Below are 21929 nucleotides of genomic sequence, written 5' to 3'. Positions count from 1 at the left end.
AGCGGACACATCTAAATCACACTCCAATCGAGCTCAACTCCAAAAAATTGGAGATGGGAATCAAGTTCGGTCAGTGGAGGTTAGGAGACTCGAACTCCTGACATCCTGCTTGCAAAGCAGGCGCTCTACCAACTGAGCTAAACCCCCAACACCGAATGGGCCATCCTGGACTTGAACCAGGGACCTCACCCTTATCAGGGGTGCGCTCTAACCACCTGAGCTAATGGCCCAGGAGTCTCATCCCTTTTGGGGTGTGACCTAGACAAAGTTTAGGAACTGAAAATCTCCATCAAGCAATCAACATTGCTGCTGATCCTTGACTTCAAAGCTGAGGTACCGATCGACCTAAGGTGACAGGATTTCGGCCTAAGAATAAAAGCACTCAGGCATCAAAATCATTGTGTTGTCTCCCTGTTAGGAGGTGATCCATCCGCACCTTCCGGTACGGATACCTTGTTACGACTTCACCCCAGTCATCAGCCCCACCTTCGACGTCCTCCTCCACAAGGGTTGGAGTAACGGCTTCGGGCGTGGCCAACTTCCATGGTGTGACGGGCGGTGTGTACAAGGCCCGGGAACGTATTCACCGCAGTATGCTGACCTGCGATTACTAGCGATTCCGCCTTCACGTAGGCGAGTTGCAGCCTACGATCTGAACTGAGCCACGGTTTATGGGATTTGCTTGTCCTCGCGAACTTGCTGCCCTTTGTCCGTAGCATTGTAGTACGTGTGTAGCCCAGGATGTAAGGGGCATGATGACTTGACGTCATCCACACCTTCCTCCGGTTTATCACCGGCAGTCTCTCTAGAGTGCCCAACTAAATGCTGGCAACTAAAGACGTGGGTTGCGCTCGTTGCGGGACTTAACCCAACATCTCACGACACGAGCTGACGACAGCCATGCACCACCTGTCACTGCGTTCCCGAAGGCACTCTCCTGTTTCCAAGAGATTCGCAGGATGTCAAACCCTGGTAAGGTTCTTCGCGTTGCATCGAATTAAACCACATACTCCACCGCTTGTGCGGGCCCCCGTCAATTCCTTTGAGTTTCACACTTGCGTGCGTACTCCCCAGGCGGAACACTTAACGCGTTGGCTACGACACCGAGGGGGTCGATTCCCCCGACACCTAGTGTTCATCGTTTACGGCCAGGACTACAGGGGTATCTAATCCCTTTCGCTCCCCTGGCTTTCGTCCATGAGCGTCAGTGATGGCCCAGCAGAGCGCCTTCGCCACTGGTGTTCTTCCCGATATCTACGCATTTCACCGCTACACCGGGAATTCCCTCTGCCCCTACCACACTCAAGCCCAACAGTTTCCACTGCCATGATGGAGTTAAGCTCCACTTTTTAACAGCAGACTTGAAGGGCCGCCTGCGGACGCTTTACGCCCAATAATTCCGGATAACGCTTGCCACTCCCGTATTACCGCGGCTGCTGGCACGGAATTAGCCGTGGCTTATTCATCAAGTACCGTCAGATCTTCTTCCTTGATAAAAGAGGTTTACAGCCCAGAGGCCTTCATCCCTCACGCGGCGTTGCTCCGTCAGGCTTTCGCCCATTGCGGAAAATTCCCCACTGCTGCCTCCCGTAGGAGTCTGGGCCGTGTCTCAGTCCCAGTGTGGCTGATCATCCTCTCAGACCAGCTACTGATCGATGCCTTGGTGAGCCATTACCTACACCAACTAGCTAATCAGACGCGAGCTCATCCTCAGGCGAAATTCATTTCACCTCGCGGCATATGGGGTATTAGCAGCCGTTTCCAGCTGTTGTCCCCCTCCTGAGGGCAGATTCTCACGCGTTACTCACCCGTCCGCCACTAACCCGAAGGTTCGTTCGACTTGCATGTGTTAAGCACGCCGCCAGCGTTCATCCTGAGCCAGGATCAAACTCTCCGTTGTAGATCATTTCCTCTTAGACGTTTTCACGTCCTCAAAATGATTTGCGTCACCCATTACTCAGTTAAAACTGGCAACAGTTGAGGCCTCCTTTCGCTGACACAAAAGGGTTCTTAAGAGTGCATCTCTAGATTTCTCTATCAATGACTTTCCGGGATCTCAGATCCGGTTGTTGCTCCACAATTCGCACACCGGCAACAAGAGAGCTCGTGAAAACCCTCTCGTTGCAGCGAATTGCTTCAGCGCAACGAAATTTTTTGACGGGACCTCACACCTTCATCGCTCTTTCATTCGGCTCCTCACCTCACCTCTCGGTTCGGCTCAGAACCAAACGCGATGAAAGCGTCAGTTCCTAAACTTTTCAATTGTCCAGGTGCGACCAGACTGTTCCTCACTCCCTCTCAGGAGATCGGTTGGTTGGTCATCGCGGCCTCTCGCGACCGCTTGAAGAACTTACAACACCGTGGGATCGCTCCCTCTTGGTCTCGTAAGCCGCCTCAGACACATCAAGACTTTCGCCTCAAGCGCTTCGGCTTGCGCGCTCGCCTCTCGGCTCCCGCGCAAGACAAAACCATAACACCACATCCCCCGCTGTCGCAATGGGCAAGCCCCCTTGAAGATCTGAAGGGTTGCTTCCACTGGCGAAACCCATTGCCAGAACTACGTTTCAGTTGGAGGTCACCGCGATGCCAACGCGTTTCACCGAACAAAGCCAGCGTTTCCGCCCCAACTCAAACGAAGAGCAAGTGCTGCAAAAAGCACGGGAACACTTCGAAGCCACGCTCATTGGCGTACAAGGGGAACTCGCCGGCAGCGTTGCCGCGATGGAACATCGCCGCGCTGACGACGCCCTCAACTACGGCGAGATCTTCCTGCGGGACAACGTTCCCGTGATGATCTACCTGATGCTGGAAGGCCGCTTCGCCATCGTGAAGCAGTTTTTGAGCGTCAGCCTTCAGCTCCAAAGCACCAACGTTCAAACCCGCGGTGTCTTCCCCACCAGCTTTGTGGAGGAAGAGGGAGAACTGGTTGCTGACTATGGCCAGCGCTCGATCGGTCGCATCACCTCGGTGGATGCAAGCCTCTGGTGGCCAATTCTCTGCTGGATCTACGTCAAACGCAGTGGGGACGTCGACTTCGGTCGCAGTCCGGAAGTGCAACGCGGTTTGCAACTGCTGCTCGATCTGGTTCTTCACCCCAGCTTCGAGGGCACACCGGTGCTGTTCGTTCCCGACTGCGCGTTCATGATTGATCGCCCCATGGACGTGTGGGGCGCTCCACTGGAAGTGGAGGTGCTGCTCTTCGCAGCGCTGCGCAGCTGCGTTGGGCTGATGGAACTCTGCCAACGCCACGAGAACAGCGTTCTTCTGGGGGAACGATTGCGGCTGAGCCGGCAATGGACCCATGACTTGCGGCAGTTCCTGCTGAAGCACTACTGGGTGACCAGCAAAACGATGCAAGTGCTTCGGCGACGCCCCACGGAGCAGTACGGCGAAAACCAGCACCACAACGAATTCAACGTTCAACCCCAGGTCATCCCCGACTGGTTGCAGGACTGGCTCGAGAACCGTGGCGGTTACATGATCGGCAACATGCGGACCGGACGCCCGGATTTCCGCTTCTACTCCTTAGGAAATTCCCTGGCATCGCTGTTCGGGTTGCTGACCGCGCCACAGCAACGGGCCCTGTTCCGACTGGTGCTGCACAACCGTGACCACCTCATGGCCCAGATGCCGATGCGCATCTGTCATCCCCCCATGGAGGGCGTGGAATGGGAGAACAAAACGGGCTCCGACCCCAAGAACTGGCCCTGGAGTTATCACAACGGTGGCCACTGGCCGAGCCTGCTCTGGTTTTTTGGTGCATCCATCCTTCTGCACGAACGGCTGAATCCACAGGCCGACGTGTTGCTGATGGGGCAAATGAAAACGCTGTTGGACGAGTGCTACTGGAGCCATCTCAACCAACTGCCACGTCAGCAGTGGGCTGAATATTTCGATGGCCCCACAGGAACCTGGGTTGGACAGCAATCACGCACCTATCAGACCTGGACCATCGTTGGTTTTCTGTTGATGCACCACTTTCTCCACGTCAACCCAGACGACGTGCTGATGCTCAACCTCGACGAATCGATGGGTCACTGACGAACCACCGCAGCCATGGCACAAAAAAACCCCAGCTCGACGAGCCGGGGTCCATGAGCTGTTCTCGAAGAACGGATCAGAACAGTCCGAGGGTGAGGGACTTATCGATCGGAAGTGCTGCACCAATACCGAGGTAGATGGTGACCAGGGTTCCGGTCAAGAAGACAGTCATCGCCACGGGACGACGGAAAGGGTTCTGGAACTTGTTGAAGCTTTCGATGAAAGGAACAAGCATCAGACCCAGGGGAACGAGGGTTTGCAGAGCAATACCCAGAAGCTTGTTGGGAACAACCCGCAGAATCTGGAAAACGGGGTAGAGGTACCACTCAGGAAGAATTTCCAGAGGGGTGGCGAAAGGATCAGCTTTGTCAGCGAGCATGGCTGGATCCAGGACGGCCAGACCAACCACGCAGGCGATGGTGCCGAGGATCACCACCGGGAAGATGTAGAGGAGATCGTTAGGCCAGGCAGGCTCGCCGTAATAGTTGTGACCCATGCCCTTGGCGAGCTTGGCCCGCATCTTGGGATCAGAGAGATCAGGCTTCTTGAGAATGTGCATCGTTTAGTCCAGGTGTTGAGGGAACAGTAGGAACGCAGATCACAAGGGACCAGAAATGCCCTGCTTCCGAATCATCAGGAAGTGCATGAGCATGAACACCGCCAGCAGCCAGGGCATCACGAAGGTGTGAAGGCTGTAGAAGCGAGTAAGCGTGGCCTGGCCAACGCTTTCGCCACCGCGAAGCAGTTCCACCATGAAATCGCCAACAACAGGGATGGCAGCAGGGACGCCGGAAACGATCTTCACTGCCCAGTAACCAACCTGGTCCCAGGGAAGGGAGTAACCGGTCACACCGAAGGACACGGTGATGACTGCCATGGTCACACCGGTGACCCAAGTGAGCTCACGGGGACGCTTGAAGCCGCCGGTGAGGTACACACGGAACACGTGCAGGATGAGCATCAACACCATCATTGATGCGCTCCAGCGGTGCACAGAGCGGATCAGCCAACCGAAGCTGACGTCGGTCATCAGGTATTCGACCGACTTGTAAGCCTCAGCAACAGTGGGCTTGTAATAGAAGGTCATCGCGAACCCAGTCGCGAACTGGATCAGGAAGCACACCAACGTGATGCCCCCCAGGCAATAAAAGATGTTGACGTGGGGGGGCACGTACTTGGAACCAATGTCGTCAGCAATGTCCTGGATTTCCAGACGTTCCTGGAACCAGTCGTAAACCGGTGATGAGTTCGCCATGCACAAGCGGGCTCGAGTTGCGAAAGTCTACTGAGCACGCTTCTGCCACTGAGGCGAACCCACCGCGATGTATCCAACTGTTAACGATCTTTCAGACTGGCTGCGGCGCAAAGGTTTTCAGGTGCTGAGGCAACTGATCGCAGCGTCTCTTTGCTGCTTTTTGGTGCTGGGCAGCGCCTGCACAGCCGTTGCACTTAGCGACACACAACAGCTCGTGGTGGACAGCTGGCGGCTTGTGAACCAGGGCTTTTGGAACCCAGAGCAACTTGATGCGGTGCGTTGGAAGCGTCAACGGCAGAAGGCCATGGAACGCAGTATCGAGAGCAGCAACGATGCCTATGAAGCCATCGAATCGATGCTGGCTCAGCTGGGCGACCCCTACACGCGGCTGCTTCGTCCAGAGGACTACACGGCGCTGAAGAACAGCACCAACGGCAGCCTCAGTGGTGTGGGCTTGCAACTCGGGCCGGATGAAAGCAGCAATGGTGTTGTGGTGATATCTGCCCTCGAGGGTTCACCCGCCGGCGAGGCGGAGATCACCAGTGGCACGCAATTGCTGTCTGTTGACGGCAAGGACGTGGTGGATCTGGGTCTGGAGGGAACCGTGGCAGCGCTGCGCGGAGACGTGGGTTCGCAGGTGGTGCTGACGCTGGACAACGGCAGCGGAGAAACAAACGAGCTGACCCTGGAACGCCGCAGCGTGGACCTCAGACCGGTGCGCACAAGGCGCTTGCGCAGCGGCAGTCACACCCTTGGCTATCTGCGGATCACCCAGTTCAGCGAGGGAGTTCCCGAACAGGTGAAAGAAGCCATCACAGAGCTGCAGAACAAGGAGATCGAAGGATTGGTGCTCGACCTCCGCAACAACTCAGGCGGCTTGGTGAGCGCTGGATTGGCGGTCGCCGACGACTTCCTTTCCGGTGGCGCCATCGTTGAAACCCGCAACCGCGAGGGCATCAATGACACCATCCAGGCCAGTCTCCAGACGGTGTACGACGGACCGATGGTCACCCTCGTGAACGGAGGGACGGCCAGTGCGAGTGAAATCCTGGCTGGCGCCCTCCAGGACAACGAACGCGCCACGCTTCTCGGAGGACAGACGTTCGGCAAAGGGCTGATTCAAACGCTGACAAACCTCAGTGATGGCAGCGGTCTCGCCGTGACCGTTGCTGGCTACGTGACACCGAGTGGACGGGACATTCAAGGGGAAGGCATCGCTCCCGATCGTGGGTTGTCAGATCCGGAACCCCTGAACCCCGGCGGTGACGGTGATCGCTGGCTCTCGGAAGCTGAGCAATGGATGGAGGCCCTGCTGGAACAACCCGCTGACGAGACCGAGGCATGAGTCAGCGGACCTATCACGACCCTCTGCATCGCGGCATTGGTCTTGACCGCCAAGCCCCAGCCGAGGGAATCGTGATGGACCTGGTGGACACGGCGCCATTCCAGCGCCTGCGACGCATCCGCCAGCTGGGTCCGGCCTACCTCACCTTTCACAGCGCTGAATCCAGTCGATTCACCCACTCGCTGGGGGTCTTTCATCTGGCACGCCGTGCGTTTGAGCGGATGCTGCCGTTGGCACCCGAGTTGGAGACGTATCGGGGGCTGCTCTACGGAGCTGCTTTGCTCCATGACATTGGCCATGGCCCCCTCAGCCACACCGGCGAAGAGATGTTTGGCCTGCACCATGAAGCGTGGTCAGCGCGGGTGATCCGGCATCACCCAGAGATCCATGACTGTCTGGAGAGCCATGCATCCGGCACGGCTGAGGCGGTGGCGAACCTGCTGGAGCATGGACGCAGCCCTCACCCCCTGATCAAACACCTGGTCAGCAGTCAGCTGGATTGCGACCGACTGGATTACCTCCTGCGCGACAGCTACAGCACCGGAACGCGCTACGGGCAACTGGATCTCGACCGCATCCTGGGAGCACTGACCCTGGCCCCTGACGGGGACATGGCCATTCATCCCAAGGGTCTGATGGCTGTGGAGCACTACCTGGTGGTGAGAAACCTCATGTACAGGAGCGTCTACAACCACCGGTTGAATGTGGTGTGCAACTGGCTGCTGGAAAAACTGATCCTGACGGCACGACAACTGGGTCCTGACCAGGTGTGGGCTGATGAGGTGATGGCCACCTGGCTCTGGCAACCAGACCAGATCCGCTTGGAGGACTTCCTCGCTAACGATGACCAACGCACCGGCTACCACCTCCAGCGTTGGCAAGCCGAAGCGCCAGCAGCCCTGGCTGAACTGAGTGGGCGTTTCCTGGATCGACGCCTGCTCAAAGCAACGGCCGTTGAACATCTTTCCCCGGCGGATCAACTGCAATTGCTCGCAACAGCAAGGCGTCTGGCCGATCGTCATGGCCACGACCCTGAACTCTGCTGCGGATTGCGTCATCAACAGCTGCGCGGGTACCACCCCTATCGAGGCGGCTTGCGCCTCTGGGACGGGCAACAACTCCAAGCCCTGGAGAAAGCCTCTCCCCTTGTCGCAAGTCTGGCGACCCCGGCGGCAACCTCCTGGTTGATTCACCCCCGCGACATCAGCAACGAACTAAGGCAGGAGATGGACGTTGAATGGCCCCGAGCAGCAGCAGCGTGAAGCAGCCATGACCTTGAGGCTTCCCGACCAGCGCCTGGATCACTGGAGGGATCGTTTGCCGGATCTGCTGAGCAGGTGTTCCCAGCCGATTGTTGATCTCGATTGCGGGGACTGGGTATTGACCTGCAGCGACCTCGCTGATTTGTGCGCCGCCGTGAGCGAGGCAGGCCATCAACTCGGACGCATCACCGGCCAGGCCGCCGAGACGGTTGTGAGTGCTTCAGCCTTGGGACTGGACGCAAGCCGGTCCAACACGCCGTCCAGCCGTGAACTCCAGCCCAATCCTGTGACGGCAGCCCCTTCCGAGCTGTTGTTTCATCACGGAACCCTGCGCTCCGGCGACCATCTCCAAAGCGAGCGCACCATCCTTCTCTATGGCGATGTGAATCCCGGAGCGCGGATCAGTTCAGCCGCTGATGTTTTGGTGTGGGGTCGCCTGCGGGGCGTGGCCCATGCCGGATGTGAGGGGTCAACAACCGCGAAAATCGTTGCCCTGCAGCTGCGGCCACTGCAACTGAGGATTGCTGACGTTGTCGCCCGAGGCCCCGAGGATCTGCCCCAGGCGGGTTTGGCCGAACAGGCCGAGCTCAAGGATGGCGTGATCGCCATTGAACCCGCCGTCATCCAGAGCTTTCAAAAACGCTGACGTCGTTGTCAGGCCCAAAAGCCAGATTATTCTGGCCGCACCAAAGCAGAACCCTGGTGTCGACGACCCGAACCATCCTCATCTGTTCTGGCAAAGGCGGTGTCGGAAAAACAACGACCACGGCAAACCTTGGGATCGCACTTGCCCGCCAAGGCGCCAAGACCGTGGTTCTTGACGCGGACTTCGGTCTGAGGAACCTCGATCTGCTCCTGGGCCTGGAGAACCGCATCGTCTACACCGCTCAGGAGGTGTTGGCCGAGACCTGCCGGCTGGAGCAAGCCCTGGTGAAGCACAAGCAGGAGCCCAATCTGGCCCTGCTCCCTGCGGGCAACCCTCGGATGCTCGAGTGGCTCAAGCCCAAGGACATGCAGGCCATCGTTGCGCTGCTGGAACGCCAGTTCGATTACGTGTTGATCGACTGCCCGGCAGGCATCGAGGACGGATTCAAAAATGCCGCGGCCGCAGCTCGAGAAGCAGTGGTGATCACCACCCCGGAAGTGGCCGCCGTGCGGGACGCTGATCGGGTGATCGGGCTTCTAAACACCCAGGGCGTGCAGCCTGTGCAGCTCGTGCTCAACAGGGTGCGGCCGAAGATGATGTCGAATCAGGAAATGCTTTCGGTGGACGACGTCACCGACATCCTGGCGTTACCTCTTCTGGGGCTTGTTTTTGAAGACGAACAGGTGATCGTGAGCACCAACCGCGGTGAACCCTTGACCCTGAGTGATTCGTCGTCCCCAGCGGCCCAGGCCTACGGCAACATCGCTCAACGGCTTCAGGGTGAAGACATTCCTCTGATGGACCCCTCCCAGGCCCGCCGCGGCCTCCGCGCCAGGATGCGCAAGCTGATGCAAACCCGGATTTTCTGAGGCGATGACACTCAAGGAATTCATCGACAAACTCCTGCGCCGTCAGCCCGCCAGTGCAGAAACAGCCAAAGAGCGGCTGCAGTTGGTGCTGGCCCACGACCGCAGCGACCTCAATCCGGAGCTGCTCGAACAAATGCGGCGCGAGATCCTCGAAGTGGTGGCCCGCTACGTGGAGATCGACCTCGCTGAAGGTGATGTGAGCCTCGAGACGGAAGATCGCGTCACCGCCCTGGTGGCGAACCTGCCGATCCGTCGCCCGATCGCCCAACCCGCCAAGGTGGAACCCTCTGAGCAGCAACCTGCTCAAGCTTGAAACCTCGAATCCCGAACCTCCTCACCCCCGCTGAACAGCGGGTGGTGCTGTTGTTCCTCGAAGGCCTCAACAACCGAGCCATCGCCCAGCGGTTGGTGATCAGTCATCGCACCGTTGAATGCCACATCAGCAGGGCACTCCGGAAAAGCGGATGTCGCAATCGACTCGAGCTGGTGCTTTGGCTGATTAGCGATCAAGACCCCGCCTTGAATCGCCTGGCAGCCGGTACGATGCAGCCCATGCCGGCTTAGCTCAGCGGTAGAGCAGCGCTTTTGTAAAGCGAAGGCCATCGGTTCAAATCCGTTAGCCGGCTTGATCTGGATCAGGGCGACGTACTGCGGTCTGATTCGCCCGCCAGCAGCCAGATGAAGAACACCCCCAACAACCAGGGGAGAAGATTCAGTTGAAGCGTCCAGGTGAAGACCGCTTCAAGGGGTTCCAGCACCCAATGAAGCAAGGCCATCACCAGCAGGCAGAACCCAACAAGCGAGATCACTCGAGCACCTCAACCCCTGCTGGAATCACAGCACCCCGGCGCACCAGGCGCCAGCGTCCTTCCTCCACCCAGACCAACACCGTGCTGGCCTGGCCCGAGGGTTGAGGCCAGGGCTGGGGACCCAGCTGCGCGACATCAGGGAAAACCAGAGCCGCCTCTGCTGCGGTCGTGCTGGCGGGTTCACCGGAGCGATTGGCACTGGTGGTGGCCAACGGCCCGCTGATCTGAAGCAGCGCGCGGGTCTGCTCACAGGCCGGAATGCGGCAGCCCAGGGTTGTTCCACCTGGGTTGAGATACCGGCCCGCACCACCATCACGGGCAGGCAACACCAGCGTGAGCGCTCCAGGCCAATAGCGCTCAGCCAAAGCTTCAACCTCCCGATGGCAGGGCCCCTCAACCTCTTGGAGCAAGTCATTGACGGATGCACCCATCAAAATGAGGGGCTTATCGGCTGGTCGGCATTTCAAGAGCCAGAGGGTCTGGGCTTGATCGGGAAGCACCGCCAGGCCCGGCAGCGTGTCGGTGGGAATGATGGCGGCTTCACCGGCACGAAGCAGCAGCGCCAGGTCGGAGGCGGCCAGAACCGGAGCAGGCATGAATCCTTCCTTCATCGCAGGCGTTGCATCAGCTTGATGCGGCAGGTTTGCAAGCAAGCGCAAAGCGGAGGGTCCCCTCAAGATCAGCGGCCGCTCTGACCTCCACCAAGCCGGCATCCCGCAGCAGCTGCGTCACCTGAGCGCTCTGGTCGTGGTGGTGTTCGAGCAGAAGCCAACCTCCGGGCGACAGCCCCATTAGGGCGCCATCCACCACCGTGCGGATCGCATCCAAGCCATCTGCTCCCCCAAGCAACGCCAAGTGAGGTTCGTGGTCACGCACCACAGCCTCAAGACCGTCAACCACAGCACTGGGGATGTATGGAGGATTGCTGACCACCAAATCCAGGCTTCCCCACCAGCTCTTGAGGGGAGACCACCACGACCCGAGGTGCAGCGAACAGTTGTGATGCGGGGCGCAACGCTCAAGATTGCGTTCTGCCAACTGCAAGGCATCGGAACTGAGGTCAACGCCATGCCCTGGTGCCGTGGGCCAGGCACGGGCCAGAGCCACAGCGATGGCTCCTGAACCAGTGCCGAGGTCAGCCCAACGAGCGGGAGGGGTGGCTTTAAACTGGCTCATGGCCAGATCCACCAGCAGTTCCGTTTCCTGACGGGGAATCAAGGCGGCAGGCGACGACTCAAGCAGCACATCCCGCCAGGGACAGAGCCCAACCAGGTGCTGGAGGGGAACATTCCCATGAAGGTGACGCTCCCACAGCTCAGAGAGCACCTCAAGGGACTGCTCCAGGGCGACGGTGCGCGTGGGGTCCAGCAACAGCCGTTGCAGGCTGGCCCAACGAAGACCAGCGGCCAGATCAAGCAGCCAATCCAGATCAGCCGCGGTGCCACCCCGGGCGAGTTGTCGGCGCCGCCACTGCAACACATCAGTGCCGGCAACGGTTGTGCAGTCTCTCAAGGCCGAGGCTTGCGCCAATGCAATCCAGATTCACACAGCAGTTCGCGCCGACATTCGAGCGCCAAAAGCTGGGGGGCCAGCTCAGCGGGGGAGCACTGCAAAAGAAGCACCAGCTGATCAAAGGTCGCCCCTGAGCCAATGGCCTTCATCAACCGTTGATGCTTGCCGCGTGACTCCTCTGACCTCAACGGGCCCTCGCCAATGGAAGCGAGCAGATCCTCAGGGTGAATCAAGGCAGTCGCACCATCGCGAAGCAGGGCATTGCTGCCCCGAGAGGACCAACGGCGGGCATCCCCCGGAACCACCCATATAGGGCACTGCATCCGGCTCGCCCAGCGGGCCGAAATCAATGCTCCGCTGCGTTGCGGACACTCCACCACCACGAGCGCCTGGGCAAAGGCCACCAACCAACGGTTCCGCGCTGCGAAGTGCCCTGGGCGCACACGGCAGCCGGACCGACTCGGACTGATCAACAGCCCTTGCCTGCCGACCTGCTGTTGCAACGATCGGTGGTGGGCTGGATAGACACGGTCCAAGGGTGTCCCCAACACCGCGATGGGTGCACCGTTTCTGGCCAAACAGCCGCGATGGGCTGCAGCATCAATCCCTTCCGCAAGACCACTAAGGACGGGCCAACCCGCCTCGGCCAGACCACGGCCCAGTTCTTCAGCCATGGAAAGACCATGGTCCGAGGCGGAACGCGTGCCCACCACTGCGATGGCTGTGCGGGCATGGATGTGCCGAAGCAGCGATCGATCCCCTTCGACGTAGAGCCCGGAAGGGGGTGAGTGCACATCATCCAAGCCAGGAGGCCAACCAGGATCACCCGGCAAAAGGGCACAAGCAGGCACGTCAAGCTTCGGAGCAGCCCCGTGCTCGAACCTGTAACGCTCAACGTCGCGCAAACAGTGCGCCGGCCAAGCCAGCGCCTGGCCCAAGCGTTCGATCGGCCACCCCCAGAGCTGATCAGGGCCGATGGCTTGGTCGCGGCAAAGCCTGCGCAGATCAGCCATGCGGGCGTTGCCCAAGCCAGGGCAACAGGTCCAGAGCCACCACCCCCGCACCAGCCTCGAGCAAGTACATGTGCACTAGCACGGCAGCGGTGGCTCAGGGTTCGATTCAGAGCGATTGGCGCACCAGCTGATCCATCACCTCCTGCAGCTGCGCCGGCACGCGCCTGAGCACGCGCCCCTCACGCACCATCACCAGATTCACCGACGCCTCCGCAACCACCGCGTCTCCGCAGACAAAGCGTGAGATCCATGGCCAGCGCACCCCCTGCTGACCAGGGCATCGGCTTTCAACACACACTTCGTCGCCGTGCCGGAGTGGCTTGCGGTAATCCAGGTGAAGGGACACCACCGGCATATCGACACCCATCGCGGTCATGGCGGCATAGCCAAGGCCCGCAGCCTGGAGGGCCTCAACCCTGGCCTCCTCAAGCCACTGCACATAGGCCCCATGCCACATCACACCGGCGTAATCGGTGTGCTGTGGCAGCACACGCTTGTTCAGGGTGTACATGATCCGCGTAACGCTGTGACATCAGCTTCTCTCCACGGAGGCAACCACCCATAGGCTTCCGCAGAGGCTGCTTCATCTCCCTGTGTTCAGGAACCTTCTAATTGCCGACTCGGGCAAGGGTCACGTCGAGGAAATGATCCGGATGCTCCAGGACATTCCCAGCCTGAAGGCCGCAAAAATCAATTTGCTGCATGTGGTGTCGGAGCAAAGCAAGTCGCAATCCGACGGCCATCGCGACGAAGCAGAAAACCTCTTGAACAGCGCAATCACGCGCATGGGCCTGAGCCCATCAAGCGTGAGCACCTTGATTCGCGAGGGCGACACCAAGCAGACCGTGCTCAAGGTTGCCGATGAGGTTCAGGCCGACCTGATCGTGATGGGATCCCGCGGCCTGGGACGGCTTCAATCGATCCTGGCCAACAGCACCAGCCAATACGTCTTTCAACTGTCCACGCGGCCGATGCTGCTGGTGCGGGATGACCTCTACGTCAAGCATGTCAACCGCGTGATGGTGACGATCGACGGAACAGGCGTTGGGGACGACGCTCTACGCACGGCCTGCGAACTGGTGCGTGAAATCCCCGGCGGCACCCTCACCGGTGTCCATGTCGTACGTCAGGAGTCAGCACCGTCCCGGGGAGGCCGCACAAAAGCAGACGAGGTTCTTGACTCCGCTGTTCAGCGGGCCAGGGGTTTCGGCGTCGACATGAAAGCTATCCACACCGAAGGGAAGGACATCGGTCGCAGCGTTTGCCTGGCTGCATCGGAATGCAACGCCGACCTGGTGGTCATCGCCTCTCAGGACCGACGTCCTCTTGTCGCCAGAGGACTGGTGGATTTGGACAAGCTTCTGGGCGGATCAGTCAGCGACTACATCCGAGTGCACGCACCAGCCCCTGTGCTGCTGGTGCGTGAGCCTGAACAAGGCTGAATCAGGCCTCGTTGTTCTGCGTGCCGATGTAGAGCACGATCAGGAAGATCGCCGGAACCAGGATGAAGAGGAGGCTGGCGACGAATCCGAGATCGTTGGTTTCCATGGCCGTTGGAGGGATCCAGGCGAAGGTATCACCGACAAGAGGCCTGGGGAGCGTCTGCCCTAGGCCTCGTCACCGGCGGTAGCAGCCTTGGCATCTCGGCCGTCGCCATCGCCCCCATCCTGCTCCTCCTCATCGAGCTCACTGGCCGGAGGCGCTGGCCATGCCGTGGGACCCGCCGGCAGCGGGGCCTGCCTGGCCGCAGCCAATCTCGAATCGGCATTGGCGAGCCTCACCTGAGGCCGGGTGAGAACCATGACGGACTTCTCCACCAGGGCCTGGCATGCCAGACGCCACTCCTGGGGTCGACGGCGCAACTTGCTGTCTTCGACGGCAGTGCGTGCCGTCAGCGCATCGGCGTTGTCTTCGTCCACCACGGAAACGAAGCAGGTAATGCACTGACCACACCCTCCGCAATTGCCCAGCTGCCCCTTCAGGCCGTAGAGCTCGATCCCCTCGCGACGGGCCACCTCACGCAGATTCTCACCGGGGTAACACTCCACATCACGCCCTTCGCGAACAAACCGGATAACGGGCATGAGCTCACAAGCAACCAATCCCCATCATGGGCTGAAGCATTGCGTTTTGTGAACAGCAGGGTCCAGACTTTCATGTCACTGACCGTTGCGGGCAGGTCACTTTTCCCCCGCCCTATGGACTGAAGCCCTTACGATCGCCCATGTCTGACTGCATAAGCAGTCTTGTCCCCCGAACCTGACCCATGGGATTGCCCTGGTATCGGGTGCACACCGTTGTCATTAATGACCCGGGCCGCCTTCTGGCTGTGCACCTCATGCATACAGCCCTCGTAGCCGGCTGGGCCGGCTCCATGGCTCTCTATGAGCTGGCCATTTTCGATCCGTCTGATCCTGTCCTGAACCCGATGTGGCGTCAGGGCATGTTCGTGATGCCTTTCATGTCCCGCCTGGGCGTGACTGGCAGCTGGGGTGGATGGAGCATCACCGGTGAAACGGGTGTTGATCCCGGCTTCTGGAGTTTCGAGGGCGTCGCTGCCGCTCACATCGTTTTCTCCGGCCTGATGATGCTGGCCGCCATCTGGCACTGGACCTACTGGGATCTTGAGATCTGGCAGGACCCGCGCACCGGCGAGCCTGCTCTCGACCTGCCGAAGATCTTCGGCATCCACCTGCTTCTCGCTGGACTCGGCTGCTTCGGCTTCGGCGCTTTCCACCTCACTGGCGTCTTCGGTCCAGGAATGTGGATCTCTGACCCTTATGCACTTACCGGTCATCTAGAGGCGGTTCAACCGTCTTGGGGACCCGAAGGTTTCAACCCCTTCAATCCCGGTGGAATCGTTGCCCACCACATTGCTGCTGGCATCGTCGGCATCATTGCCGGCATCTTCCACATCACCACGCGTCCGCCCGAGCGTCTCTACAAAGCGCTCCGGATGGGCAACATCGAAACCGTTCTGGCCAGCGCCATCGCAGCTGTGTTCTTCGCCGCTTTCATCGTGGCTGGAACCATGTGGTACGGCTCTGCTGCGACTCCTGTCGAGCTGTTTGGCCCCACCCGTTACCAGTGGGATCAGAGCTACTTCAAGACTGAGATCAACCGTCGCGTACAAACCGCGATGGACGATGGCGCTACCCAGGAAGAAGCCTTCGAGGCCATCCCTGAGAAGCTCGCCTTCTACGACTACGTCGGCAACAGCCCTGCCAAGGGCGGTCTGTTCCGTGTGGGTCCGATGGTGAACGGTGATGGTCTGGCAACCGCTTGGGTTGGTCACATCGCATTCAGCGACAAAGAAGGTCGCAACCTCGAAGTCCGCCGTCTGCCGAACTTCTTCGAAAACTTCCCTGTCGTTCTGCAAGACGAGCAAGGCATCGTCCGTGCCGACATTCCCTACCGTCGTGCGGAAGCAAAGTTCTCCTTCGAACAACAGGGCGTGACCGCCAAGGTGTTCGGTGGAGCACTGGATGGCCAGACCTTCACTGACCCTGCCGACGTGAAGCGTCTCGCCCGTAAGGCTCAGCTGGGTGAAGCCTTCGACTTCGACCGTGAGACCTACAACTCTGACGGCACGTTCCGCAGCTCGCCACGCGGCTGGTTCACCTTTGGCCACGCCACCTTCGCGCTGCTGTTCTTCTTCGGCCACATCTGGCACGGTGCCCGCACCCTGTACCGCGACGTGTTCGCTGGTATTGATCCCGACCTCGGCGATCAGGTGGAATTCGGCCTGTTCCAAAAACTGGGCGACAAGTCCACCCGTCGCCTGCCCGAGGGCTACGTTCCCCCCGCTGGAACTCCCCTCAACTGATCGCCCTCTAGGAACAACACGATGGAAAGCTTCGCTTACGTCCTCATCCTTACCCTTGCGATTGCCACCCTCTTCTTCGCAATCGCCTTCCGCGATCCGCCGAAAATCGGTAAGTGATTTGATCTCCCAAAACCCCGCCTCGGCGGGGTTTTTTCATGCTTTCCATCACCCACCGTCGCAAGCCGGTCTCGTCTGTGCGAGCGGATCACAGCAGTCTCACGTCAGCAACAGCCGTGGACGCAATCCTCAAATGAGACTGATGTCCACAAGGCCCTTCTCAAGTCTCAAATCAGTGTCTACAGTTGGTGCAACTAATAGATGCCATCGGGGATGCAGTGCCCCTCCTGCCAAAACACAGATAGTCGCGTTCTCGAATCCAGGGCAGCGGATGGTGGACGCAGCGTGAGACGACGGCGTGAATGCCTCAACTGTGAATTTCGCTTCACCACCTATGAACGGGTGGAGACCGTTCCGATCACGGTGATCAAACGCAACGGCAACCGGGAAATCTTCAGTCGCAGCAAGTTGCTGCACGGCTTGAATCGGGCTTGCGAGAAAACGGGCTTGGACACCTCTCGGCTCGAATCCCTCGTGGAAGAACTCGAACTGAAACTTCAGCAACGCACCGGCAAGGAAGTGAGCAGCACCGAGATCGGTGAATTCGTGCTGAGGGATCTCAAACAGATCAGCGAAGTGGCCTACATCCGGTTCGCATCCGTCTACCGCCAGTTCCGTGGGATTGACGACTTCGTGTCGACCCTGGAAACAATGAACGCCGATCAGGAACAGAACCATCTGGCCACAGTTCGTTGAACTAGTGCACTGAATCGGATCGTTGAAGCAATGCGCAGCATCGCTGCGCTGAAAACGCCGTCGGTCCGGTCTGTAAAGTCAGTAGTTCTCCGTGAAACGTCGGCGGGCGTTCCATGCGATTTTTTTCGAACTACCCACCTGAGGTAGACCGCCAGCCCCCCATGTCTGCGACTCCGACAGAAGATCAGATCCAGGATCAGGTTCAGGACGCGAACGCCACAGAAGCCTCTGCAGAAACCGCCGCCGCCGAACAGGCGTTTGAAGGTGAGGATCTGAGCATTCCTGAAGACGTCCCCACCGCGGATGATCCAAGCAGCCGCGCCGCCAGCCGCAGCCTGGACGACGCCGGATTCACCCTGGATGAGTTCGCGGCTCTCCTCAGCAAGTACGACTACAACTTCAAGCCTGGCGACATCGTCAACGGCACGGTCTTCGCCCTGGAATCGAAGGGCGCCATGATCGACATCGGCGCCAAGACGGCTGCCTTCATGCCTCTGCAAGAGGTGTCGATCAACCGGGTCGAGGGTCTGAGCGACGTGCTCGCCCCCGGCGAAATCCGTGAGTTCTTCATCATGAGTGAGGAGAACGAGGATGGTCAGCTGGCGCTGTCGATCCGTCGGATCGAATACCAGCGGGCATGGGAGCGGGTCCGCCAGCTCCAGAAGGAAGACGCCACCATCTACTCCGAAGTGTTTGCCACCAACCGTGGTGGTGCCTTGGTACGTGTTGAAGGTCTGCGGGGCTTCATCCCCGGATCCCACATCAGCACCCGCAAGCCGAAGGAAGAACTGGTTGCCGACTTCCTGCCTCTGAAGTTCCTCGAGGTGGACGAAGAGCGCAACCGCCTGGTGCTCAGCCACCGCCGCGCCCTGGTGGAGCGGAAGATGAATCGCCTGGAAGTGGGCGAAGTTGTGGTGGGTACCGTCCGCGGCATCAAGCCCTACGGCGCCTTCATCGACATCGGTGGTGTGAGCGGTCTGCTGCACATTTCCGAGATCAGCCACGAGCACATCGAGACCCCCCACTCGGTGCTGAACGTGAATGATCAGATGAAAGTGATGATCATCGATCTGGATGCCGAGCGCGGCCGGATTTCGTTGTCCACGAAGGCTCTTGAGCCCGAACCCGGCGACATGCTGACCGACCCCCAGAAGGTGTTCGAAAAAGCCGAGGAAATGGCTGCTCGCTACAAGCAGATGCTGATGGAGCAGGCCGAAGAGGGCGAAGATCCGATCAGCTCCATGATGATCTGAGCCTGATGGCCCAACTGCTGCTGAAGGGACATCCCATCGGCAATTTCCAAGGGGTGCTGTTCGATAAGGACGGCACCCTTTCCCATAGCGAGCCGCATCTGCTGGCCTTAGCAGACGCACGCATCAACAAAGCCGTCAAGGTTGCTAAGGAACAAGCACCTGCGATGAACCCCTCTGAGCTGAGCCACACCCTGAGCAGAGCGTTTGGTGTTGACCACGGCATGCTCGATCCCGGCGGAACACTGGCGGTTGCCTCCAGGCAGGACAACATCGCCTCGACTGCAACGGTGTTCTGCCTGTTGGGCTGCTCATGGCCCCAGGCTCTCTCCCTGGCCCACACCTGCTTCGACGCAGTTGACCAGGAGGGCCTGATCGACACAACCCCAAGCCCGTTGATCAACGGGGCTGGGCAACTGCTGCGGAACCTGCACCAGCAGGGCGTCATCGCTGCTGTGATCAGCAACGACACCCATTCAGGCATTGAAGACTTCCTGGGTCACCATCAGCTCGGCGCAGGCGTTGCTGGCATCTGGAGTGCTGATGACCATCCGCGCAAACCCGATCCACAGGCTGTTCTGGAGCTGTGCGACAGGCTTGGCCTGCCACCCCAACGGTGTGCCTTGGTTGGCGATGCGGAGACCGACCTTCAGATGGCCCTCGAAGCCGGTATCGGCGGCGTGATCGGCTTCACCGATGGCTGGAAGCGTGCTCCGGAACTGCCATCAGCCCAGCATCTCCTCCACAGCTGGGATCACCTCTCCGTAAGCACCAACTCGTAAAGTCGCCCGATCTGGAGCGCCGAATGAGCCGTTACGTCTTTACGTCTGAGTCCGTAACCGAAGGGCATCCCGACAAGATCTGCGACCAGGTGAGCGACGCCGTTCTGGATGCTCTGCTGGCCCAGGATCCCGCCAGCCGTGTGGCCTGCGAGACCGTTGTGAACACCGGCCTCTGCATGATCACCGGTGAGGTGACCTCCAAGGCGCAGGTGGATTTCATCCACCTGGTGCGCAACGTGATCAAGGAGATCGGTTATAGCGGCGCCCGGGCCGGTGGCTTCGATGCCAACAGCTGTGCGGTGCTGGTGGCCCTCGACCAACAGTCCCCCGACATCGCCCAGGGCGTGAACGAGGCCGACGACCACGCCGGTGATCCCCTTGATCTGGTGGGAGCCGGCGACCAGGGAATCATGTTCGGCTACGCCTGCAACGAGACGCCCGAGCTGATGCCGTTGCCGATCAGCCTGGCCCACAGGCTGTCGCGCCGCCTGGCCGAAGTGCGCCACAACGGAACCCTGGGTTACCTGCTTCCCGATGGCAAAACCCAGGTGAGCGTCGTCTACGAAAACGCCAAGCCCGTCTCGATCGACACGATCCTGATCTCCACCCAGCACACCGCTGAAGTGGACGGGATCAGTGATGAGCAGGGCATCCGCGAGCGCATCACCGAAGACCTCTGGACCCATGTGGTGGAGCCGGCGACCGCCGATCTGGCCCTCAAGCCCTCCCGCGAGGCCACCAAGTATCTGGTGAACCCCACCGGCAAGTTCGTGGTGGGCGGCCCTCAGGGCGATGCCGGTCTCACCGGCCGCAAGATCATCGTGGACACCTACGGCGGCTATGCCCGCCACGGCGGTGGTGCTTTCTCCGGCAAGGACCCCACCAAAGTGGACCGTTCGGCCGCCTACGCCGCGCGCTACGTGGCCAAGTGCCTTGTGGCCGCAGGGCTCGCCGAACGGGCCGAAGTGCAGCTGAGCTACGCCATCGGCGTGGCCAAGCCCGTTTCGATCCTGGTGGAATCCTTCGGCACCAGCGCACTGGCCAACGATGCGCTCACCGCCTTAGTGCAGGAGCACTTCGATCTGCGCCCCGGCGCCATCATCGAGACCTTCGGCCTGCGCAACCTGCCCCAGCAACGGGGCGGCCGTTTCTATCAGGACACTGCGGCTTACGGCCATTTCGGGCGCAACGACCTCAACGCCCCCTGGGAAGACGTGACAGCGAAAAGCCAGGAGCTGAAGCAGGTCGCCGCGGCCTGAAGCCATGACGGATTCACCGCTGGTGCTCGGAATCGACCTGGGCACCAGCGGAATCCGCACAGCCGTTGTTGCCGCTAACGGCGCGGTTCTCGACAGCCGATCCCAGGCCTACGGCGGAGACTTCGCCAACCCCCACAGCTGGCGCGAAGGCTGTGGGGATCTGATCAGGGCAATCCCAGCCCAGCTGCGATCCCGGCTGCAAGCACTCGCCGTGGATGGCACCTCCGGCACGCTGCTGGCCTGTGATCGCGATGGTTCCCCACTGGGGAAAGCACTGGCCTACTCCCAGAGCTGCCCTGAGCTGCAGTCAGCCCTGCAGCCTTTGGTGGATCCCGGTAGTCCGGCCGCCAGCTGCAGCGGCAGCTTGGCCCGGGCCTTGCGGCTCCTCAACTGCCATGGCGAGGCGATCCTGCTGCGGCATCAGGCCGACTGGATCAGCGGATGGCTGTTGAACGATTGGCGCTGGGGAGAAGAAGGCAACAACCTGCGCCTGGGTTGGGATCTGATCACGAACAGCTGGCCAGACCGTTTTGCCGAACAGCCCTGGCGGCAGGCACTGCCTGAAATCCGTCCTAGCGGCAGCATTCTCGGGACGATCGCACCGGAGCAGGCCAAGGCCTTGGGCCTGGAGAACGATCTGATCGTCGTTGCTGGCACAACGGATTCCAATGCCGCCGTGCTCGCCGCCGATCCCGGTCCCGAAGATGGGATCACCGTGCTGGGCACCACCCTGGTGATGAAGTGCTTCACCGAGACGCCCCTGCACGCCCCGGGCGTCACCAGCCATCGCGTGGGGGGACGCTGGCTCTGTGGAGGTGCCTCCAATGCAGGGGCCGGTGTGCTGCGGCGTTTTTACAGCGACGACCAACTCAGCGAACTGAGCCGCCAGATCAACCCGAACACCGACAGCGGACTCCGCCTGCGGCCGCTTCCCGCCCCGGGGGAACGTTTCCCTGTGGATGATCCAGAGCTGCTGCCGGTGCTTGAACCACGGCCGGTGAGCGATGCCCTTTATCTGCATGGACTGCTGGAAGGTCTCGCCGAGATCGAAGCGCAGGGTTGGCAGCGCCTGAACGAGCTGGGTGCTGCTGCACCCAGGCGGATCATCAGCATCGGCGGTGGAGCGCGCAATCCCCAATGGCGACGGCTGCGGGAACGCCGCCTCGGCTGCGCCGTAACGAGTTGCCAAACTCCCCCTGCTGCAGGGGTGGCGCGACTGGCCCAACAGGCCCTGGTCGGGTGAGAAT

At 60.2% G+C, this 21929-nt stretch carries 24 protein-coding genes, 3 tRNA genes and 1 rRNA gene; 16 read left to right on the top strand and 12 right to left on the bottom strand.

The features are described 5' to 3' along the window. Positions 1-74 precede the first annotated feature (74 nt). From SynM161_RS02390 to SynM161_RS02380, 3 genes are all read right to left on the bottom strand, one after another. A tRNA-Ala gene (locus SynM161_RS02390) sits at positions 75-147 on the bottom strand. 9 nt (positions 148-156) lie between these two features. After that, a tRNA-Ile gene (locus SynM161_RS02385) sits at positions 157-230 on the bottom strand. Between the two features lie 184 nt (positions 231-414). Then, positions 415-1900: ribosomal RNA gene (locus SynM161_RS02380) — 16S ribosomal RNA — on the bottom strand. Positions 1901-2583: 683 nt separating this feature from the next. Between SynM161_RS02380 and SynM161_RS02375 the strand changes: the two genes are divergently transcribed. Continuing rightward, positions 2584-4041, top strand: a complete 1458-nt coding sequence (locus SynM161_RS02375; RefSeq protein WP_186541873.1) for a glycoside hydrolase 100 family protein — start codon at positions 2584-2586, stop codon at positions 4039-4041. A 76-nt stretch (positions 4042-4117) separates the two neighbouring features. On the opposite strand, the gene petD is transcribed toward SynM161_RS02375, so the two are convergent. Then, entirely contained in the window at positions 4118-4600 is a 483-nt protein-coding gene (petD, locus tag SynM161_RS02370) for a cytochrome b6-f complex subunit IV (RefSeq protein WP_006851144.1), read from the bottom strand. Positions 4601-4639: 39 nt separating this feature from the next. Then, entirely contained in the window at positions 4640-5296 is a 657-nt protein-coding gene (petB, locus tag SynM161_RS02365; RefSeq protein ID WP_011363493.1) for a cytochrome b6, read from the bottom strand. Positions 5297-5363: 67 nt separating this feature from the next. On the opposite strand from petB, the gene ctpZ reads away from it, so the two are divergent. The 7 genes from ctpZ (at position 5364) to SynM161_RS02330 (ending at position 10044) form a co-directional block, all read left to right on the top strand. Beyond that, a complete protein-coding gene (gene ctpZ, locus SynM161_RS02360; protein WP_186541872.1) occupies positions 5364-6641 on the top strand; it encodes a carboxyl-terminal processing protease CtpZ in 1278 nt (425 codons plus the stop codon). Next, positions 6638-7903: an HD domain-containing protein gene (locus SynM161_RS02355; RefSeq protein ID WP_186541871.1), complete on the top strand. Its 1266-nt coding sequence runs from the start codon at positions 6638-6640 to the stop codon at positions 7901-7903. The genes ctpZ and SynM161_RS02355 overlap by 4 nt, the downstream gene beginning before the upstream one ends. 7 nt (positions 7904-7910) lie before the next feature. Further along, positions 7911-8549 (top strand): septum site-determining protein MinC, encoded by a 639-nt coding sequence (gene minC, locus SynM161_RS02350; RefSeq protein ID WP_186542402.1) that lies wholly within the window; start codon positions 7911-7913, stop codon positions 8547-8549. Between the two features lie 56 nt (positions 8550-8605). Further along, positions 8606-9418, top strand: coding sequence for a septum site-determining protein MinD (gene minD, locus SynM161_RS02345; protein ID WP_006849989.1), 813 nt, complete (start codon positions 8606-8608; stop codon positions 9416-9418). 4 nt (positions 9419-9422) lie between these two features. Next, positions 9423-9731: a cell division topological specificity factor MinE gene (gene minE / locus SynM161_RS02340; protein ID WP_006851856.1), complete on the top strand. Its 309-nt coding sequence runs from the start codon at positions 9423-9425 to the stop codon at positions 9729-9731. Next, a complete protein-coding gene (locus SynM161_RS02335; RefSeq protein ID WP_186541870.1) occupies positions 9728-9982 on the top strand; it encodes a response regulator transcription factor in 255 nt (84 codons plus the stop codon). The genes minE and SynM161_RS02335 overlap by 4 nt, the downstream gene beginning before the upstream one ends. Next, positions 9973-10044: transfer RNA gene (locus SynM161_RS02330), tRNA-Thr, on the top strand. Before SynM161_RS02335 ends, SynM161_RS02330 begins: the two co-directional genes overlap by 10 nt. A gap of 9 nt (positions 10045-10053) precedes the next feature. Here SynM161_RS02330 and SynM161_RS02325 read toward each other — a convergent pair. The 5 genes from SynM161_RS02325 to SynM161_RS02305 form a co-directional block, all read right to left on the bottom strand. Then, positions 10054-10227 carry a hypothetical protein gene (locus SynM161_RS02325; protein WP_170952057.1) on the bottom strand — a complete coding sequence of 58 codons (174 nt, stop codon included), beginning with the start codon at positions 10225-10227 and terminating at the stop codon, positions 10054-10056. Then, the gene (locus SynM161_RS02320) at positions 10224-10838 is read right to left on the bottom strand and encodes an L-threonylcarbamoyladenylate synthase (protein ID WP_255441870.1); all 615 of its coding nucleotides are present in this window, start codon (positions 10836-10838) and stop codon (positions 10224-10226) included. Before SynM161_RS02320 ends, SynM161_RS02325 begins: the two co-directional genes overlap by 4 nt. A gap of 13 nt (positions 10839-10851) precedes the next feature. Beyond that, positions 10852-11757 (bottom strand): peptide chain release factor N(5)-glutamine methyltransferase, encoded by a 906-nt coding sequence (gene prmC / locus SynM161_RS02315; RefSeq protein ID WP_186541869.1) that lies wholly within the window; start codon positions 11755-11757, stop codon positions 10852-10854. Next, positions 11736-12767 (bottom strand): DNA-processing protein DprA, encoded by a 1032-nt coding sequence (locus SynM161_RS02310; RefSeq protein ID WP_370593099.1) that lies wholly within the window; start codon positions 12765-12767, stop codon positions 11736-11738. The genes prmC and SynM161_RS02310 overlap by 22 nt, the downstream gene beginning before the upstream one ends. 91 nt (positions 12768-12858) lie before the next feature. Next, on the bottom strand, positions 12859-13263 hold the full coding sequence (locus SynM161_RS02305) for a thioesterase family protein (RefSeq protein ID WP_186541868.1): 405 nt from the start codon (positions 13261-13263) through the stop codon (positions 12859-12861). An 82-nt stretch (positions 13264-13345) separates the two neighbouring features. On the opposite strand from SynM161_RS02305, the gene SynM161_RS02300 reads away from it, so the two are divergent. Further along, positions 13346-14194, top strand: a complete 849-nt coding sequence (locus tag SynM161_RS02300) for a universal stress protein (protein ID WP_186541867.1) — start codon at positions 13346-13348, stop codon at positions 14192-14194. A 1-nt stretch (position 14195) separates the two neighbouring features. Here the strand turns inward: SynM161_RS02300 and psbM are convergent, their stop codons facing one another. Beyond that, positions 14196-14300, bottom strand: a complete 105-nt coding sequence (gene psbM / locus SynM161_RS02295) for a photosystem II reaction center protein PsbM (RefSeq protein ID WP_025362091.1) — start codon at positions 14298-14300, stop codon at positions 14196-14198. Positions 14301-14359: 59 nt separating this feature from the next. After that, entirely contained in the window at positions 14360-14836 is a 477-nt protein-coding gene (locus SynM161_RS02290; RefSeq protein WP_115080260.1) for a 2Fe-2S iron-sulfur cluster-binding protein, read from the bottom strand. A gap of 182 nt (positions 14837-15018) precedes the next feature. Between SynM161_RS02290 and psbB the strand changes: the two genes are divergently transcribed. The 7 genes from psbB to SynM161_RS02255 all read left to right on the top strand — a co-directional run bounded on the left by psbB (position 15019) and on the right by SynM161_RS02255 (position 21925). Next, complete coding sequence (gene psbB / locus SynM161_RS02285; RefSeq protein WP_186541866.1) at positions 15019-16578, top strand: photosystem II chlorophyll-binding protein CP47; 1560 nt, start codon at positions 15019-15021, stop codon at positions 16576-16578. Positions 16579-16599: 21 nt separating this feature from the next. Continuing rightward, entirely contained in the window at positions 16600-16695 is a 96-nt protein-coding gene (locus SynM161_RS02280) for a photosystem II reaction center protein T (RefSeq protein WP_011128841.1), read from the top strand. Between the two features lie 213 nt (positions 16696-16908). Continuing rightward, complete coding sequence (nrdR, locus tag SynM161_RS02275; RefSeq protein WP_186542393.1) at positions 16909-17391, top strand: transcriptional regulator NrdR; 483 nt, start codon at positions 16909-16911, stop codon at positions 17389-17391. Positions 17392-17552: 161 nt separating this feature from the next. Further along, the gene (locus SynM161_RS02270; RefSeq protein WP_186541865.1) at positions 17553-18644 is read left to right on the top strand and encodes a 30S ribosomal protein S1; all 1092 of its coding nucleotides are present in this window, start codon (positions 17553-17555) and stop codon (positions 18642-18644) included. Positions 18645-18649: 5 nt separating this feature from the next. Then, complete coding sequence (locus tag SynM161_RS02265; RefSeq protein ID WP_186541864.1) at positions 18650-19423, top strand: HAD family hydrolase; 774 nt, start codon at positions 18650-18652, stop codon at positions 19421-19423. 23 nt (positions 19424-19446) lie between these two features. After that, positions 19447-20682, top strand: coding sequence for a methionine adenosyltransferase (metK, locus tag SynM161_RS02260; RefSeq protein ID WP_186541863.1), 1236 nt, complete (start codon positions 19447-19449; stop codon positions 20680-20682). A 4-nt stretch (positions 20683-20686) separates the two neighbouring features. Beyond that, on the top strand, positions 20687-21925 hold the full coding sequence (locus tag SynM161_RS02255) for an FGGY-family carbohydrate kinase (protein ID WP_186541862.1): 1239 nt from the start codon (positions 20687-20689) through the stop codon (positions 21923-21925). Positions 21926-21929 lie beyond the last annotated feature (4 nt).

Origin of the sequence: Synechococcus sp. M16.1 (assembly GCF_014279895.1) — a bacterium.
GTDB lineage: Bacteria > Cyanobacteriota > Cyanobacteriia > PCC-6307 > Cyanobiaceae > Parasynechococcus.
This window is presented reverse-complemented; position numbering and strand designations above follow the sequence as displayed.

Coding starts and splice junctions, on each gene's coding strand:
- SynM161_RS02375 (WP_186541873.1), top strand. CDS start 2,584: ATGCCAACGCGTTTCACCGAACAAAGCCAGCGTTTCCGCCCCAACTCA.
- petD (WP_006851144.1), bottom strand. CDS start 4,600: ATGCACATTCTCAAGAAGCCTGATCTCTCTGATCCCAAGATGCGGGCC.
- petB (WP_011363493.1), bottom strand. CDS start 5,296: ATGGCGAACTCATCACCGGTTTACGACTGGTTCCAGGAACGTCTGGAA.
- ctpZ (WP_186541872.1), top strand. CDS start 5,364: ATGTATCCAACTGTTAACGATCTTTCAGACTGGCTGCGGCGCAAAGGT.
- SynM161_RS02355 (WP_186541871.1), top strand. CDS start 6,638: ATGAGTCAGCGGACCTATCACGACCCTCTGCATCGCGGCATTGGTCTT.
- minC (WP_186542402.1), top strand. CDS start 7,911: ATGACCTTGAGGCTTCCCGACCAGCGCCTGGATCACTGGAGGGATCGT.
- minE (WP_006851856.1), top strand. CDS start 9,423: ATGACACTCAAGGAATTCATCGACAAACTCCTGCGCCGTCAGCCCGCC.
- SynM161_RS02320 (WP_255441870.1), bottom strand. CDS start 10,838: ATGAAGGAAGGATTCATGCCTGCTCCGGTTCTGGCCGCCTCCGACCTG.
- SynM161_RS02305 (WP_186541868.1), bottom strand. CDS start 13,263: ATGTACACCCTGAACAAGCGTGTGCTGCCACAGCACACCGATTACGCC.
- psbM (WP_025362091.1), bottom strand. CDS start 14,300: ATGGAAACCAACGATCTCGGATTCGTCGCCAGCCTCCTCTTCATCCTG.
- SynM161_RS02290 (WP_115080260.1), bottom strand. CDS start 14,836: ATGCCCGTTATCCGGTTTGTTCGCGAAGGGCGTGATGTGGAGTGTTAC.
- psbB (WP_186541866.1), top strand. CDS start 15,019: ATGGGATTGCCCTGGTATCGGGTGCACACCGTTGTCATTAATGACCCG.
- SynM161_RS02280 (WP_011128841.1), top strand. CDS start 16,600: ATGGAAAGCTTCGCTTACGTCCTCATCCTTACCCTTGCGATTGCCACC.
- nrdR (WP_186542393.1), top strand. CDS start 16,909: ATGCAGTGCCCCTCCTGCCAAAACACAGATAGTCGCGTTCTCGAATCC.
- SynM161_RS02270 (WP_186541865.1), top strand. CDS start 17,553: ATGTCTGCGACTCCGACAGAAGATCAGATCCAGGATCAGGTTCAGGAC.
- SynM161_RS02265 (WP_186541864.1), top strand. CDS start 18,650: ATGGCCCAACTGCTGCTGAAGGGACATCCCATCGGCAATTTCCAAGGG.
- metK (WP_186541863.1), top strand. CDS start 19,447: ATGAGCCGTTACGTCTTTACGTCTGAGTCCGTAACCGAAGGGCATCCC.
- SynM161_RS02255 (WP_186541862.1), top strand. CDS start 20,687: ATGACGGATTCACCGCTGGTGCTCGGAATCGACCTGGGCACCAGCGGA.